This is a genomic window from Geobacillus sp. C56-T3 (genome assembly GCF_000092445.1).
Taxonomy (GTDB): domain Bacteria; phylum Bacillota; class Bacilli; order Bacillales; family Anoxybacillaceae; genus Geobacillus; species Geobacillus thermoleovorans.
This window is the reverse complement of record NC_014206.1, coordinates 3,270,043-3,285,902: the sequence shown is the minus strand read 5'-3', so window position 1 is coordinate 3,285,902 and position 15,860 is coordinate 3,270,043. Positions and strand designations below refer to the sequence as shown.

Sequence of the window (15,860 nt, the reverse complement as noted above, 5' to 3'; positions counted from 1 at the left end):
TGCACCGCCTTGTTCGCTTAAGAACGGGGCGGTGTTTTCTGTTTTTGCATCTTTTGTCCTAGTTTCTCCATTGTTCCCCATTTGAAATATAAATGTAAAATTCGACAATAGAAAATCGTGTTATAATAATCCTTGCGGAATTTTGCAAGATTCATTCGAAACAGCTCGAGAAATGGCAACAGGGAAGTCGAAAATAGGTGATGATGATGATTGAAATGCAAGATGTATACAAAACGTATCCAAACGGCGTTGTGGCGTTAAACGGCATCAACGTCCGCATCAAGCAAGGAGAATTCGTCTATGTCGTTGGACCCAGCGGGGCTGGGAAGTCGACGTTTATTAAGATGATGTACCGCGAGGAAAAGCCGACGAGCGGGACCATTATGGTCAACGGCGTCAACCTTGCCAAACTCAAAGACAGCAAAGTCCCTCTTTTGCGCCGCCATATCGGTGTTGTGTTCCAAGATTTCAAGTTGCTTCCGAAGCTCAACGTTTACGAAAACGTTGCCTTTGCCTTGGAAGTCATTGAAGAATCGCCGAAAGTGATCCGCAAAAAAGTGATGGAAGTACTCGACTTAGTCGGCCTCAAGCATAAAATCCGCTCTTATCCGAACGAACTGTCCGGGGGCGAACAGCAGCGCGTCTCCATCGCCCGCTCAATCGTCAACTCCCCGAAGATCGTGATTGCCGACGAACCAACAGGAAACTTGGACCCGGAAACCTCATGGGGCATTGTGGAGCTGTTTGAAAAAATCAACGACCGGGGAACGACGATTGTGATGGCGACCCACAACAAAGAGATTGTCAACGTGACCCGGCGGCGCGTCATCGCCATCGAAAACGGGAAAATCGTCCGCGACGAGGCGAAGGGGGAATACGGCTATGACGCTTCATACGTTTAAGCGCCACGTCCGGGAAAGCATCAAAAGCCTTGGCCGCAACGGTTGGATGACGTTTGCCTCCGCGAGCGCCGTCACGGTGACGCTTTTGCTTGTCGGCGTCTTTTTTGTCGTCATGTTCAACATCAACCATTTTGCCCAAAAAGTCGAAAACGATGTCGAAATTCGCGTCCATATCGAGCTGACGGCCGACAGCCGGCAAAAAGACGCTTTGCGCCGGCAAATTGAAGCCATTCCAAACGTCAAGGAAGTGCGCTATTCATCGAAGGACGAAGAGCTGAAGCGGCTGATCAAAAGCATGGGGGATGAAGGCTCGTCGTTCCGCTTATTTGAACAGGACAATCCGTTGAGCGATGTATACGTCGTGAAAGCGGCCCATCCGCAAGATACGGTGAAAATCGCCAAACAAATCGAAACATTGCCGTTCGTCCATAAAGTCAATTATGGCCAAGGGACGGTCGAGAAGCTGTTTGACGCACTGAAAGTGGCGCGCAACGTGGGGCTCGTGCTCATTCTCGGATTGTTGTTTACGGCGATGTTTCTCATTTCCAACACGATCAAAATTACGATTTTCGCCCGCCGCCGCGAAATTGAAATTATGCGGCTCGTGGGCGCGACGAACGGGTTTATCCGCTGGCCGTTCTTTTTGGAAGGGTTATGGCTTGGAATGCTCGGCGCTCTCTTCCCGATCGCGGCGCTTTCGATCGTGTACTACAACGTGTATCAAGTGTATGAACAGCGCGTTTCCTTGCCGTTTTTTGAACTTCTTCCGTTTTCGCCGTTTATGTGGCAGTTGAGCGCACTGCTCTTGGTGATCGGCGCGGGCATCGGCATTTGGGGAAGCGTCATGTCAGTGCGTAAGTTTTTGAAAGTGTAAAAAAGAATCATAGGGAGAGGGGAAAGCGATGAAAAAGAAAAACATGATGGCGCTCGCTGTCGCCGCGGCGCTCGGCCTTGGCGTTCTGCCGCCGGCGGCGGACGCCGTCAGCACTCGTGATATCGAACAAAAGCGAGGCGAGATCGACGCGCTTCGTTCGAAACGGTCAGAGGTGCAGGAAAAAATCAGCGAGGCGCAAAAAAACATCGAAGCCCTTCAGTCGCAGCAAAAACAAGTCGCCAACGATATTGAAAAGCTGAACATTGCCATTGAGGAAACGAGCGGCAAAATCCGCAACGTCAGCGCAGATATTGACCAAACGGAGCAGGCCATTGACCAATTGAAACAAGAAATTGCCGAAATTCAAGAACGGATTGAAAAGCGGAATGAAATTTTGAAGGAGCGGCTTCGTTCCTTGCAGGAAAGTGGCGGAGCGATCAGCTACTTGGAAGTGTTGCTCGGCGCGCAAAGCTTCAGCGACTTCATTGACCGGATGAGCGCCGTGACGACGATCATGGAAGCGGACCAACAAATCATCCGCGAGCAGGAAGCCGATAAAGCGTTAAAAGAGAAAAAGGAAGCCGAATTGACGGAGAAGCGGAACAAGCTGCAAGAGGATTTGCAAGAATTGAAGCAGCTGCAGGCCGAGCTGGCCGGCCAGCTGGAACAAAAAAATCGCCTGATGGCCGATTTGAAGCAAAAAGAGGAAGAAGAGCATGATCATAAGATGGCGCTTGAAGAAGAAAAAGAACTGATCGCCAAACAAGAAGCGGCGGTGAAAGAGCAGCTTGCCGAACTCGAACGGCAAAAACGGGCCGAAGAAGAAGCGAAACAGAGAGGACGTACATATGCCTCGCCAAACGGTGGAGGAGCGTCATCAGGAGAAACGCCATCCGGCGGCAGCACGCCGCCTGTATCGAGCGGGGCGTTTACCCGGCCAGCCAACGGACCGATCACCTCGGGCTTTGGCTACCGGTTTGGCGGCACGGACTTCCATCCAGGGGTCGACATCGGCAAGCGAGCTCCCGTTGTGCCGGTTGTCGCTGCAGCGGACGGCATTGTGTTCCGCTCCTACTATTCTAGCAGCTACGGCAACGTCATTTTCATCAGCCATGTGATGAATGGGCAAACCTATACGACCGTGTACGCTCATTTAGAAGCGCGTCTTGTTGGCGAAGGGCAGCACGTCCGTAAAGGACAAATGATTGGCTACATGGGCAATACCGGTCATTCGACCGGTCCGCATCTTCATTTTGAACTGCATCGCGGCGGCTGGAACGAGGCGAAAACGAATGCGGTCAATCCGCTTGACTATATTCCTTTCTAATTTCGAACGGTAGGTGGCATTGCGCAACTTGTCTGTCTTTTGGCAGGACAAGTTGCGTATTTTTTTGATTGATTTGACATCAAGGAAATGGTTTGGCCGCACCACATTCCCCCTTGACTCTGTACCTTAGTCCATCGTTTATAATGTTGAGCAAAGACGGGAACCCCCCACCCCGTCATCGCAAGGAGGGAGAACGATGGGAATGGTCAAAAAATCGTTTTGGGCCGTGCTGGCACTGCTCAGCTGCCCGTGCCATCTGGCGGTTATTCTGCCGTTGTTGGCTGGAACATCGGTCGGTGCGTATTTGATCCGACACCAAAGCCTTGCCATCGGCTTTTTTACGGTTTTGTTTTTCTTTTCGCTGATGATGATGTTTGGAAAGCGAAAGCCAATGCGATCAGGTGAAACGGAAAGCTGTGGCCTAGGGAAAACGGGAAACGGCCATGAGGTGTGCTGTGTCCCCTTCCGAACGAATCATGAGGATGAGTGATATAGGTTTCATAATCGAGGATCTGAACAAAATAGGAAAGAGACATTTGTTGATAAGGAGTGTTTTTTACCATGAAAACATATCGAATGACCGTCCAAGGCATGACATGCACCGGCTGTGAACAACATGTCGCCAGAGCGCTGGGGGCGATTGGGGCCAAGCTGATGGATGTCAGCTTCCAGCGCGGTGAAGCGGTATTCGCGCTGCCTGAGGGCACGGACGTTGACATGGCGAGACAAGCGGTCAAAAACGCCCATTACGAGCCGGGGGAAGCCGAGGAGATCACCGCATCAGCCAGATCTGTCATCGATGGCGAGGGAGAGTATGACTACATCGTCATCGGTTCCGGCGGGGCGGCGTTTTCCTCGGCGATCGAAGCGGTGAAATACGGGGCGAAAGTGGCGATGGTCGAACGTGGCACGGTCGGGGGGACGTGCGTCAATATCGGCTGCGTGCCGTCAAAGACATTGCTTCGGGCTGGTGAAATCAATGCGTTGGCGCGAAATCATCCGTTTCTCGGCCTGCATACATCCGCTGGTCCGGTTGATTTGGCGCCGTTAGTGAAGCAAAAAAATGAGCTGGTCGAGCAGCTTCGCCAAGCGAAATATGCAGACTTGATCGGAGAGTATGGGTTCGATTTCATCCAAGGGGAAGCCCGATTTGTTGGGCGCCAAACGATTGAAGTGAACGGCCAAACGCTGTCGGCGAAACGGTTTTTGATCGCGACAGGCGCTTCCCCGGCTGTGCCGGATATTCCGGGGCTTCATGATGTCGACTACTTGACCAGCACGACGTTGCTCGAGCTGAAAAAGGTGCCGAAGCGGCTCGCCGTCATCGGCGCCGGCTACATCGGTATGGAGTTGGGACAACTGTTCCACCATCTCGGCTCGGAGGTGACGTTGATGCAGCGAAGCCCACGCCTGCTGAAAGAGTATGACCCGGAAATTTCCGAAGCGGTGGCGCGGGCGCTCACGGAACAAGGCATCCGCATCATCACCGGCGCTTCGTTTGAACGGGTCGAACAAGACGGGAATACGAAAAAAGTGTATGTGAATGTAGACGGCCGCACCCGGGTCATCGAAGCGGACGAATTGCTCGTGGCTGCCGGGAGAACGCCGAATACGGCGGCGTTGAACTTGCCAGCAGCCGGTGTGGAAGTCGGGGCGCGCGGGGAAATTTTGATCGACGAATACACACGGACGACGAACCCGTCGATTTATGCGGCAGGCGATGTCACGCTCGGCCCGCAGTTCGTCTATGTCGCGGCCTATCAGGGAGCCGTTGCCGCGGCCAATGCCGTCGGCGGGCTGAACAAGCGCTGGGATACGGCCGTCGTTCCGGCGGTGACGTTCACCCATCCGGCCATCGCCACCGTCGGGTTGACCGAACAGCGGGCGAAAGAAAACGGGTATGACGTGAAAACGTCCGTCCTGCCGCTTGAGGCGGTGCCGCGCGCGATCGTCAACCGGGAAACGACGGGGGTGTTTAAACTTGTCGCTGAGGCCCGTACGGGCAAGCTGCTAGGCGCCCACGTTGTTGCGGACAATGCCGGCGAGGTCATTTACGCTGCGACGTTGGCGATTCAATTCGGATTAACGATCGACGACCTTCGCCGCACGTTGGCTCCGTATTTAACGATGGCGGAGGGGCTGAAGCTGGCGGCGCTTACGTTTGACCAAGATGTTTCGAAGTTATCGTGCTGCGCGGGATGAGGCCTTCGAATTGGGCCGCCGCTTCGCGGACCGTTATCAAGGGGTTGGAACTCATTGCTGTTGCGATTGCAACGAAGCTTAATGGGTAGCGGTCCGTTTGGCGGAACGCTTCCTTAAAAGGCTGGTGATTGAACAGAGCATGAAGCTTAACAGCAGCACTTCTCAAATTGAAAAACTTTGTAACATCGATTCCTCTTTTCGCACGATAACCAATCGATCAGGGGGAACAGTTGTTTTTCGCCGGCCCAACTTTTATATTGACTTGACCCTGTACTATAGTACAAGGTTTATGCTTTTGGGTGAGGTGGTTATATGAAACATTACCGCATCGGCGAGCTGGCAGAAACATGCCATGTCAATAAAGAAACGATCCGATACTACGAACGGAAAGGGCTTATTCCAGAAACAGAGCGGACAGAAGGCGGATATCGTCTGTATACGGAGGAAACGGTCAGGCGAATTCAGTTTATTAAGCGGTTGCAAGGGCTCGGATTCACCTTGGCGGAAATTGATAAACTGCTTGGCGTTGTCGATCGGGATCGCGATCGATGCAAAGACATGTACCGCTTTGTTACGCAAAAGATCGAGGAGATTCAAGCCAGCATTCGCGATTTGAGGCGGATCGAAGCGATGCTCCAGCAGTTAAAGGAATGTTGCCCTCATGAAGACAATTTATATAACTGCCCGATTATTGACCTATTGCTAGAAGAACCCTCGGATGAGGGAAGGAAGGGAGAATGAGGGACTGTTTACTTGCCTAAAAGGGAGATAGGCAACGGCTTTGTTATTGATCGGTTCGGGTGTTTATTTTACTACGGAATTTTAGCCGCAACAGCCCCGTGCGTCCTTTACACTGGCAACGGGGGAGAAAAAAGGCTCTTCACCAAAAGTTGTACTTGATTTTTTTCTGAACATCCCCTATTTACGCTTGTGAGGGAACATCAGCACTTTTTGCCTATCCTTGTCAGGAAACCGTTGTCAAGTACATGTTGTGGTGAAGAGCCAGAAAAAAGGGCGATAAGGAAATAAGTGGTGGCAAGCTCCAACAAAAATACGGCTGCCCTCATTAGCCGGTTTCCCGGCCTTTCGGGCAGCTGCTTGTCTGCTCAGGACGCGATTATTCGCTGCTGTTGCCATCATCGCCGCCTACATTGCCACCATCGTAGTCATCATCGTCTTGGTCGTGATTTTGATCATGACCGTCTTGATCATGGCCTTGGTCATCGTCATCTTGATCATCGCCGGGTTGCCCAGCATTTTCTCCTTTGTCCTCGTCTTGCTTGACGGAAAGTTTCCGCGCCCGGCCGCTTCCATATTTCCACTCGAGTTCAAGGCGGAACGGAGTATCAAGGGAAAAGAGAGTTTGGATTTTGGCGATGACTTCATCATTTGACAGCGACGGTGATGCTTGCAAGTCGTTAATGAGCGACTGGACATCATTTGTTGTCACTTCACCCGTCTGGTCTTTAATGTGCAAATGGGAATGGCGTTCAGACCAATGATAGTCGATTTTAATCGTTTGGTTAGCCGCGGTTTTCATTTGTAGCTCAAGTTTTTGGACGACGTTAGCCAGTTGGGCTTTTCCTTTCTTCTCTGCTCCGTCCTTGACATGATCGTTGTCGCTGTCGGCATCTTCGGGTTTAGTGCCGAGCGCTACCTCGGCGCTGTTTGTCAGCCCATCGCGGTCGGTGTCTTCGTCCCCATCTAATATTTTATCTTTGTCCGTATCTGTTTTCGTCGGATTCAGACGGAGGTTGTATTCCACTCGGTTAGTTAAGCCGTCGCGGTCTTTGTCCTGGTTGGCGACGTTTTTCCCTAGACCAAGTTTGTACTTCAGTTCCCAATCATCCGGGATGCCGTCTTTGTTTTTATCGGCCCATTTTGGCTTGGATTGTTGTTTCCCCTTGGCTTCGGCTGTTGCCCATCCTGATGAAAACAACAAGGCAGCAGCGAGGCACCCAACTAGCATTCGCTTCATGCTTTTCTTCTCCCTTCATCAATGATGGATTGAAGATACGTTCGGCAGCTGGCTGGCATAGCGTCTTTCGCCGTAGCCCCTTTAGCTTTGCGCCACGCTGTTTCCAGCGCTTTGCCTTTTCGCCGTATCTCCTCGCAGGAGAAGATGCGGCGGTAATCTATCTTCACTATAAGTTGTCCTACGATCTGAGGTAAATCATCCATTTGTCCTATTTTTCATCCGTTCCAAAGTTGACAGGCAAAACGGTTTTTTCTATAATAATCTCGAATTCAAGATTTTAGAATCAATCAAATTGATGTAGAACTTCATGCTGGCTAGCCCTCCAAGGAGGCCGGTGAAAAACGTCCATTTCCGCTAATATCGATGATTCTTGAGTGGAGGGAAGAGCAACATTTATATATAAGGCTCCTCCGTTTGAGAAGCGACATGATTGAACCGCATTTCCTGTTGAATCACCAGCATTCTAGATTTTTCATGATCCGCATCGTATATATCACATGACTATGATCGCTATGGCGATCGCCGTATCAAAGCGGCATGCTCTTGGTGCTCTATTTCGATAAATGAAGGAGAGGAACAAGATGATCCGCATCGACCGGGCGTCGTCCCGATATCATGCCGATTACGGCTGGCTGAAAACATACCATAGCTTCTCATTTGGCGAGTATTATGATCCGAACAACATCCAGTTTGGCCCGCTAAGGGTGTTAAACGACGATTTCGTTGCGCCGCTCTCCGGCTTTGGCGCTCACCCGCACCGGGAGATGGAAATTGTGTCGATCGTGCTTAAAGGCTATTTGCAACATGAAGACAGCACCGGACATAAGGCGGTGACAACGTTCGGCGGTGTGCAGCGGATGTCGGCCGGCACCGGCATCGTCCATTCGGAAGTAAACCCTTCGGCGACGGAAGAGGTGAACTTTTTGCAACTTTGGTTTTTGCCGGAACAATACGGATTGCCGCCGTCGTACGAGCGGACCGAGTTTCCGGTCGACAAGATGAAAAACGCCTTGCTGCCGATTGTCACGAAACACCCGTCTTCCCCGGGGATTGCTCACATTCATCAAGATTTGACGATTTATCTTTCCGATTTGGAAGCCGGGCATAAGCTGACGTTTACCCAGCCGGAAGGGCGGAACATCTTTGTCTTTGTCATTGAGGGGGATCTGACGTTAAACGGCGAGGACCATCTCGAGCGGCGCGATGCGGCCCGCATCACGGAAACGCCGGTTCTTCGCCTCGCAACGAACGAAGGATCGCGGTTGATGCTCATCGACTTGCCAAAAGAGGGGTGAAAGCGTTTCGTTTTTGTGCGGCTCATTGGTTTGGCTTCCATTCTAGATCGTGCCAAGAAGACGAATCAAGAAGAGGCATCGTTCGCCGCCAAGGGCGAGGGGTGCCTCTTTTTTCCGCTCTGTATGAGTTGAGAAATCAACAAGGAGCGTGTAAACTAGTAAAGGATGGGCAACGCACTAGCATACTCGGTACAAGCCCAACATATGATGAAGATAAAGGCATGGCACGGCGTGAGGCGGTGCTTTTCCTTTTCGTGTTTTGCAAAAGCCGTCAGCGTTGGGGCGGAAGGGATGTTCATTTGCTTCACTGACGGAGGAGCGAGGAGAAAGCCCCCTTCTCGCACCGCAGCAAGCGGTGGGGAAGGTCAAGCATAGGGTGAGGAGGAAGCAACGTGAAAAAATCGACGACGGCCGCATTGATGGCCATATCGATGCTCATTGGGGCGGGAGGGACGTACGCTGGCCTTCAGTTGGCGGACCGCCCGATGGAAGGCTCGCTTTCGACGATTGTTTCGAATGAGCCGTCCAAGTCGACGAACGACAGCGAAGAGATGAAAAAAATCCGGCAAGCTTATGAGCTCATTAAGAATCGGTACGTGGAGAAAGTGGATGAAGAAAAACTGACGGAAGGCGCCATTCAAGGTATGATCAACACGCTCCATGACCCGTATTCCGTCTACATGGATGCGGAAACGACGGAGCAGTTCAACGAGTCGCTCGACTCGTCGTTTGAGGGGATCGGCGCCGAAGTGAGCATGATCGACGGCAAGGTGACGATCGTTGCTCCGATCAAAAACTCGCCGGCGGAAAAAGCGGGTCTGAAGCCGAACGATCAAATTTTGCGCGTCAACGGAGAAAGCCTGGAAGGGCTTGATTTATATGAAGCGGTATTGAAAATCCGCGGCAAGAAAGGAACAACGGTGGAGCTTGACATTTTGCGCCCCGGCGTCAAAAACGTGATGAAAGTCAAAGTCGTCCGCGACGAAATTCCGATTCAGACGGTGTATGACTCGATCAAAACATACAACGGCAAAAAGGCGGGCTATTTGCAAATTACGTCGTTTTCGGAAAACACGGCCGCCGATTTTAAAAAGAAATTGGCGAAGCTTGAGGCCGAACATATTGATGGCTTGATCATCGATGTGCGCGGCAATCCGGGCGGCTATTTGCAAAGCGTTGAGGAAATTTTGAAACAGCTCATCCCGAAAGGCAAACCATATGTGCAAATTGAAGAACGCGATGGCGATCGGCAAAAGTTTTATTCCGATTTAACGGCGAAAAAGCCATACCCGATCGTTGTGCTTATCGACAAAGGAAGCGCATCCGCGTCGGAAATTTTGGCGGGAGCGATGAAGGAAGCGGGCGGCTACAAGCTGGTCGGCGAGGCAACGTTCGGCAAAGGGACGGTGCAGCAGGCGATTCCGATGGGCGACGGCAGCAACATCAAATTGACGCTGTACAAATGGCTGACGCCGGACGGGCATTGGATCCATAAAAAAGGGATCAAGCCGGATGTCGCGGTGGCGCAGCCGGATTATTTCCACGTCGCTCCGCTTCATGTGGAAAAACCGCTTCGGTATGACATGAACGACGAGCAAATCGCCAATGCGCAAAAAATGCTCAAAGGGCTTGGCTTCAACCCGGGCCGCACGGACGGCTACTTCAGCAAAGAAACCGAACAAGCCGTTCAAGCGTTCCAAAAAGCGAATCAGCTGCCGGTTACGGGACGAATCGATGAGACGACGGCGGATGTGCTGCAAACGAAAATCATGGAAGCCGTCCGCGATCCGAACCATGATGTGCAGCTGAAAAAAGCGCTTGGCGTGTTGTTTCCGTCGTAAGCGAGCCGAGGGCGATTGATGCTATATACGGTAATAAGAAAGGGTGTCCCGATCCTTCTGGGACACCCTTTCTTTTTATCATCTCTATAGATGCAATTTAAAGCTTTACCATTTTTCGTTTTTACCAGTGATTGCATCCGACTGTCGAGTGACCGAACAACGCCGCTTCCAGACCCATGAATGGGTCTGTGAAGCGAGTCGTTGTTCGGTCTTCCAAGCCACAGGCTTGCCTTCGACAGTCGAAAATGGACAAACCACTTTTCCGTCAAGGATATGTTAAACTTCTTTGTTGCATCTATATCGAATCGAAGGAGGCTACTGCCAGGCCGCAAGTGAAAGCAGGAGATGTTCAAGCGGATCCGATTGATCCGTCCGACCTTTTCGGTTTTGGATCACCTATGCCTTCCTACAGGCGGGCTGGTGTTTTCTCCCTTTCTGATGGAAGCGGCAGCTGCACGGTTTTTTCGATCGCAAACCGCGGCCGCCGTTTCACCTCTTGATAAATTTTGCCGATGTATTCCCCGATGAGGCCGAGGCTCATGAGCACCAGCCCGCCGATGAACCAAACGGAAATCATGAGCGACGTCCAGCCCGATTCGGCGTGTCCAAGCCATTTGACGATCAGGGCGTACAGCCCGGCCGCACCGCTCGTGAGAAAGGCCAAAAAACCGATGAGCGTAATGGCGCGAATCGGTGCGACGCTCAAGGACGTGATGCCGTCAAAGGCGAAGGCGAGCATCTTTTTGAGCGGGTATTTCGACTGTCCAGCCCACCGCTCATGCCGGTCGTAAAAGACGCACGTCGAGCGGAAGCCGACGAGCGGAACCAACCCGCGCAAAAAGAGATTGACTTCCGTGTAACGGCTCAGTTCATCGAGCGCCCGCTTGCTCATCAGACGGAAATCGGCGTGGTTGTAAATCAGCTCGATTCCGATGGCCCTCATGAACCGATAAAAGGCTTGGGCGGTCGTACGCTTGAACCACGTGTCTGTCTTTCGGCTCCGCCGCACGCCATACACGATGTCATATCCTTCGCGGTATTTTTGCACAAATTCGCGGATTGCCTCCACATCATCTTGCAAATCGGCGTCAATGGACACGGCACAATCGGCGTACGCGCGAACCGTTTCGAGCCCAGCGAGCAGCGCCCGCTGATGGCCGACGTTGCGAGCGAGTTTCACACCGGAGACAAACGGGTTGCGCTCGCTTTCTTCTTCAATGAGCGCCCATGTCCGGTCGCGGCTGCCGTCGTCGACAAACACGATATGGCTGCCGATGGCGACCGCTCCTTCTTCGAGCAGCTGCTCAAGCAAAGCGGTCAGCCGCCGGGCCGTTTCCGGCAACACTTCTTCTTCGTTGTAGCATGGGACGACGATGGCTAACAATGGTTTGTCCACCATGTTTCTTGCCTCCCTTTCACTCCACTTCGTATACATAAATTTTCCAGACTGACTGTCGATCGGTGAACGCCCGCAAGAAGCGGAGATGGATGTCGCGGGCGTTCATGATCGGGACGGAGGAAAAAATGTACTTGCCGCCAAGCTGTTTGAACGCCTTTGTGTCGATCTCGAAATGACGAATGACTTTATGCGAGCGTTTCGTGAACATGTAATGTTTCCCGAGCTCTGCCGAAAACAAATAGACGCGGTTGCCCCAATGGTCGAAATAGTCTTTCAGCACTGGGCTTTTGTCCAATTCTTTGGCAATGATGCGGCGAAACTTCCGCTTATACGATAACGGGTAAAAATTGTTGTACGTATCGAGCGTATAAAACCCGTTGTATTGAGCGATGGCCGGGTGAAGCCCAACGCTGGCGACGCGGTAGGATGATACCGGCTTGCCGATGTATTGCTTGATTTTGGTAAATAAATGTTCGGAATAAAACTGCTCGAACGACGGCGTGCCAGCGAGGCGATAGCGGATTTCCTCGTTAAACCCGCCAAGCAAAAGCAGCTGCAGCGCCAAGGCGATCGGCACGAGGCGCCGCCATGCGGTCCGTTCCTTGGCTAAGATTTGCAAGGCCAAGGCAAAATCGACGTAAATGACCATCGGCCGCAAAAAATGGAAGCGGGCGAAATTGAACGTATTCAAAAGTGAAATCCGTTCTTTCAGCGGCTGCCACCCTTTGTAAAACCAAAATGCATACCAAGCCGATAAGGCGATGTTCAACCAAAACAGCAAAAGGAAGCGCCGCTCCAATGGCCCGCGCTGACGGCGGCGCAAAACGAGAAAAAACGCCGCCCAAAGCACCGGCAAGATGATCGGCCCATGGACGGTCATCACATGCGTATGGCCGAGCACATAGTTTTTCAACGTTAAACGAAGGCAGTGGACGAAGCTGAGCCGCGAGGAGAGGAACTCGTTCCGGCTCGTCGGTTCGCCGCTGAAGACAAGCGAGTACACGAGGCGGTACTCGATGGCCAAAAACAAGCTTGTCATCAGGGCGATCGCGGCGAAAAACCGCTTGTTCCACTGCTTGCGGACAACGCCGTCAAACAGCCACACCGCCGCCATCGCGGTGAGGAAAAAGAAAAATCCGAGCACAAAGCTGGCGTAAAACGGAAGCAAGATGATCGCAAGCCATTCTTTCCATGTCGCTTCTCCGTTGCGGATCGACAGAAACGCCCAAAGCGCCAGCGGCATGCCGAGCGTGCTTAACATGCCGGACGGCCAAAACGGTGTCAGCGCAAAAGCAAGCGCCGCCCCGACGCGAATGAGCCATGATTCCGGTGAAGGCAAAAAGTGGCGCCTGAGCAGCCAATACATACCCAAAAAGGCGAATACCCTCGTGATCGTCTGGCTGAGCGCGTACGCCACCATGGAGGGAAACAAAGCGTGCAGCCACACGATGCCGCTGAATTCTGTGCCGAAGGCGTTGCGCGGCAACCCGTTGATCACTTGCGGGATGACGGCATCGATTGGGCCAAATAGTTGGCCGCTGCGAACGAGCACGCGATACCAGGCGATGTTCGAATCCATATTGTCGTGCACGCGAATATGGGCGTGTTCGCCTAACATGTACAGCGGAGAAAGGTAGAGAGCCAATACGATGAACGCGATGGCGACCGCTTTTCGTTCTCTTTGTTCCATCTCGCGCGCCCTCCTTTCCCATACGGGAAGATTGCACAACATGATCCATTATAAACCGCTGCGATTAAAAAAGCATAAAAAAATTGTAAAGAAGTAGTGAAGGGGGAGAAAAAGGGGAAAGAAGCAACCAAAAAAAACACCCTGCGTCAAGCAGGGAGGATGGAACCATTAGGCAAACAACCCCATCACCCGCCCAAGGCCGCGCCGTTTCTGTTTCGTCTCTTCCGGCGGTTCATGGGGAGCCGGGGGACGGGTATTCAGCTGCTGTTCAAGGCGGGCGACAAGCTGCTCCAACGCAGTGAGGCGGGCGACGATTTCTTCCATTTCTTGGCGGTGATGCAACAGTTGAATGGAGACGACGTCATCTGCTTTTTGCTCCAGTTGCCGTTCAAGCTGGTCCAAGCGCGAGGAGACGCGGGCGATTTCGGGTTCGATCGATTCATGTAAGGCGTCAATAGGAATGTTGTTCCGCAGCGGCGTCGGAGGGCGTTTCGGGGTCGGCGGCGCTTCCATGGCGGCGCCTTGTTCAAATTTGACCCGTTCGAGCAAGGCGACCGTTTTTTCATCAAACAAGTAGTGGCCGGCCTCGTTTCTCCGCAACGGAATGTCGTATTTGCGCACCCAGCGCTGGATCGTTTTCGGCGATACACCAAGGCGAGCAGCGACGTCGGACGTTTTCAATTCCATCGTTTCACTCCTCCTTGTTTCGTCTTGTTTATACTTTTTCCTCTGCATCTTTGAAAATCCTTCCCAGCCGACAAAACTAGTGTTGATTCGGCAAAGAAAGTGGAAAACAGCGAAGATTCGCCATTGGCGAAAAAAGATGGCTGTGGGCATGGGAATTGGCCATGCCATTTGGTAGAATAGAAGATAAAGAATGATGAACGACGCAAGGGGTGAAGCGGATGGCAACATGGTGGCTGGAATGGCTTGAGGGCGTCGCGTCGGTTTGGCGGCAGCCGCTTCTTTATTATGGCGCCGCGCTCGCTTTGGCCGTCGGTTGGCGGCGGGTGAAGCGGGAGCGCCGCGATTTTCATGTGCGCGTCTACAGCCTATGGCAAGAGTGGCGCGGGCTTTGGACGAAGGGATGGATGGCTGGAGCGATGTTGTCGGCGGCGGCCGTCGGCATCGGGATCGAGGTGCCGCAGGAAGCGGTTTGGACGGTGACGGTGCTGACGGTGCTCTTTAGCTTGGCGATGGAAGCGCGGTTGTTGTCGCCTGCTTATACGGTTGGCGGCGCGCTTCTCGTGTTCGGTTTGGCGGAGCGAAGCAGCGCGTTGTCCCGATGGCTTCCCGATGGCATGGCGGCGGCGCCGGCTTTGGCGGTGTGGCTTGCGTTGCTTTTGCTTTCGGAAGGATGGCTCATCATTCGCACGCGAAACGAGGCGGCCTCGCCGCAGCTTGCGAAAAGCAAGCGGGGGATGACGGTCGGCCTGCAATGGACGCAGCGTCTTTGGTTTGTGCCGGTTGTGCTGCCCGTATCAGGCGGCGCGCTGCCTCCGGCTTCCTGGTGGCCGCTCGTTTCGACGGGAGACGGCTATTCATTTTGGCTCGTGCCGTTTCTTCTCGGCTTTTCCCAGCGCCGCCAGCACATGCTGCCGGCGGAAGCGGCGCGCGCGGAGGGGCGGCTTGTTGTTCGGCTGGCGTTCGTTGTCGCCCTATTGGTCGCTTCCGGTATATGGTATCCACCGCTCACGGTGGCGGCGGGGGCTATGGCCATCATCGGCCGCGAATGGATCGCGTTTTCCGGGCATCACGCCGACCGCGCCCGCCCGCCCCGCTTTGCCCGCTATCCGCACGGCTTGGTGATTGTCGGCGTGCTTCCCGGCTCGAAAGCGGAAAAAATGGGGCTTTCGATCGGGGAAGTCATCATCAAAACAAACGGCGCCCCGGTGCGGAGTGAAACCGAGTTTTACGAGGCGCTCCAACGCAACCGCGCGTTCTGCAAGTTGGATGTCGTAGGACATAACGGCGAAGTCCGTTTCGTCCAAGGGGCGCTCTATGAGGATGAGCATCATGAACTCGGGCTGCTGTTCGTCCGTGATCGGAACGCATCAGCGTCTGAAGCTGTTTCGTAAAGGAGAATGGATCATGTGGTTTTTGGCGGCACTCATCATTCCGTGCCTATTGGTGCTGTTGTTTGCGCGGGTGACGTACAATCGGTACATCGCTGTGCTGTTGACGACGGCGCTGCTTGTCGCTTCCTACTTGAAAGGCTATACGGACGAGCTGCATGAAATCGTCGCTGACATTGCATCGACGATCGCCGGCTTTCTTTGGGCCGGCCGCATGCTCGACCATCTGAAGCAAAAATGAAGCGGCGTTGTCGGTTCAACCGTCTGTTTTTGGAAA

At 53.1% G+C, this 15,860-nt stretch carries 14 protein-coding genes and 1 riboswitch; of the genes, 10 read left to right on the top strand and 4 right to left on the bottom strand.

Features of this window, described 5'->3' with window-relative positions; genetic code table 11:
• The first annotated feature begins 206 nt into the window (after positions 1-206).
• The 6 genes from ftsE to merR all read left to right on the top strand — a co-directional run bounded on the left by ftsE (position 207) and on the right by merR (position 6,046).
• Positions 207-902, top strand: coding sequence for a cell division ATP-binding protein FtsE (ftsE, locus tag GC56T3_RS16310; protein WP_013146411.1), 696 nt, complete (start codon positions 207-209; stop codon positions 900-902).
• A complete protein-coding gene (gene ftsX, locus GC56T3_RS16305; protein WP_013146410.1) occupies positions 883-1,776 on the top strand; it encodes a permease-like cell division protein FtsX in 894 nt (297 codons plus the stop codon). Before ftsE ends, ftsX begins: the two co-directional genes overlap by 20 nt.
• 28 nt (positions 1,777-1,804) lie before the next feature.
• Entirely contained in the window at positions 1,805-3,103 is a 1,299-nt protein-coding gene (locus GC56T3_RS16300; RefSeq protein ID WP_013146409.1) for a murein hydrolase activator EnvC, read from the top strand.
• 196 nt (positions 3,104-3,299) lie between these two features.
• Positions 3,300-3,593, top strand: coding sequence for a transporter (locus GC56T3_RS16295; RefSeq protein WP_013146408.1), 294 nt, complete (start codon positions 3,300-3,302; stop codon positions 3,591-3,593).
• A gap of 71 nt (positions 3,594-3,664) precedes the next feature.
• Positions 3,665-5,305, top strand: coding sequence for a mercury(II) reductase (gene merA, locus GC56T3_RS16290; protein ID WP_013146407.1), 1,641 nt, complete (start codon positions 3,665-3,667; stop codon positions 5,303-5,305).
• A gap of 312 nt (positions 5,306-5,617) precedes the next feature.
• Positions 5,618-6,046 carry an Hg(II)-responsive transcriptional regulator gene (merR, locus tag GC56T3_RS16285; RefSeq protein ID WP_013146406.1) on the top strand — a complete coding sequence of 143 codons (429 nt, stop codon included), beginning with the start codon at positions 5,618-5,620 and terminating at the stop codon, positions 6,044-6,046.
• Between the two features lie 376 nt (positions 6,047-6,422).
• On the opposite strand, the gene GC56T3_RS16280 is transcribed toward merR, so the two are convergent.
• Positions 6,423-7,283 (bottom strand): hypothetical protein, encoded by an 861-nt coding sequence (locus tag GC56T3_RS16280; RefSeq protein ID WP_013146405.1) that lies wholly within the window; start codon positions 7,281-7,283, stop codon positions 6,423-6,425.
• A 40-nt stretch (positions 7,284-7,323) separates the two neighbouring features.
• Positions 7,324-7,409, bottom strand: a riboswitch (cyclic di-GMP riboswitch).
• 455 nt (positions 7,410-7,864) lie between these two features.
• Here GC56T3_RS16280 and GC56T3_RS16270 point away from each other — a divergent pair.
• Both GC56T3_RS16270 and GC56T3_RS16260 read left to right on the top strand, forming a co-directional pair.
• The gene (locus tag GC56T3_RS16270) at positions 7,865-8,578 is read left to right on the top strand and encodes a pirin family protein (RefSeq protein ID WP_013146404.1); all 714 of its coding nucleotides are present in this window, start codon (positions 7,865-7,867) and stop codon (positions 8,576-8,578) included.
• Positions 8,579-8,970: 392 nt separating this feature from the next.
• Positions 8,971-10,419 (top strand): S41 family peptidase, encoded by a 1,449-nt coding sequence (locus GC56T3_RS16260; protein ID WP_013146403.1) that lies wholly within the window; start codon positions 8,971-8,973, stop codon positions 10,417-10,419.
• 406 nt (positions 10,420-10,825) lie between these two features.
• On the opposite strand, the gene GC56T3_RS16255 is transcribed toward GC56T3_RS16260, so the two are convergent.
• The 3 genes from GC56T3_RS16255 to GC56T3_RS16245 form a co-directional block, all read right to left on the bottom strand.
• The gene (locus tag GC56T3_RS16255; protein ID WP_013146402.1) at positions 10,826-11,818 is read right to left on the bottom strand and encodes a glycosyltransferase family 2 protein; all 993 of its coding nucleotides are present in this window, start codon (positions 11,816-11,818) and stop codon (positions 10,826-10,828) included.
• Between the two features lie 16 nt (positions 11,819-11,834).
• Entirely contained in the window at positions 11,835-13,508 is a 1,674-nt protein-coding gene (locus tag GC56T3_RS16250; RefSeq protein WP_013146401.1) for a DUF6044 family protein, read from the bottom strand.
• 168 nt (positions 13,509-13,676) lie between these two features.
• Positions 13,677-14,195, bottom strand: a complete 519-nt coding sequence (locus GC56T3_RS16245; RefSeq protein ID WP_013146400.1) for a MerR family transcriptional regulator — start codon at positions 14,193-14,195, stop codon at positions 13,677-13,679.
• A 218-nt stretch (positions 14,196-14,413) separates the two neighbouring features.
• Here GC56T3_RS16245 and GC56T3_RS16240 point away from each other — a divergent pair, with 218 nt between their 5' ends.
• Together GC56T3_RS16240 and GC56T3_RS16235 are read left to right on the top strand one after the other, a co-directional pair.
• A complete protein-coding gene (locus GC56T3_RS16240) occupies positions 14,414-15,586 on the top strand; it encodes a PDZ domain-containing protein (protein ID WP_013146399.1) in 1,173 nt (390 codons plus the stop codon).
• A 13-nt stretch (positions 15,587-15,599) separates the two neighbouring features.
• Positions 15,600-15,824 carry a CsbA family protein gene (locus tag GC56T3_RS16235; RefSeq protein WP_013146398.1) on the top strand — a complete coding sequence of 75 codons (225 nt, stop codon included), beginning with the start codon at positions 15,600-15,602 and terminating at the stop codon, positions 15,822-15,824.
• Positions 15,825-15,860: the final 36 nt, after the last annotated feature.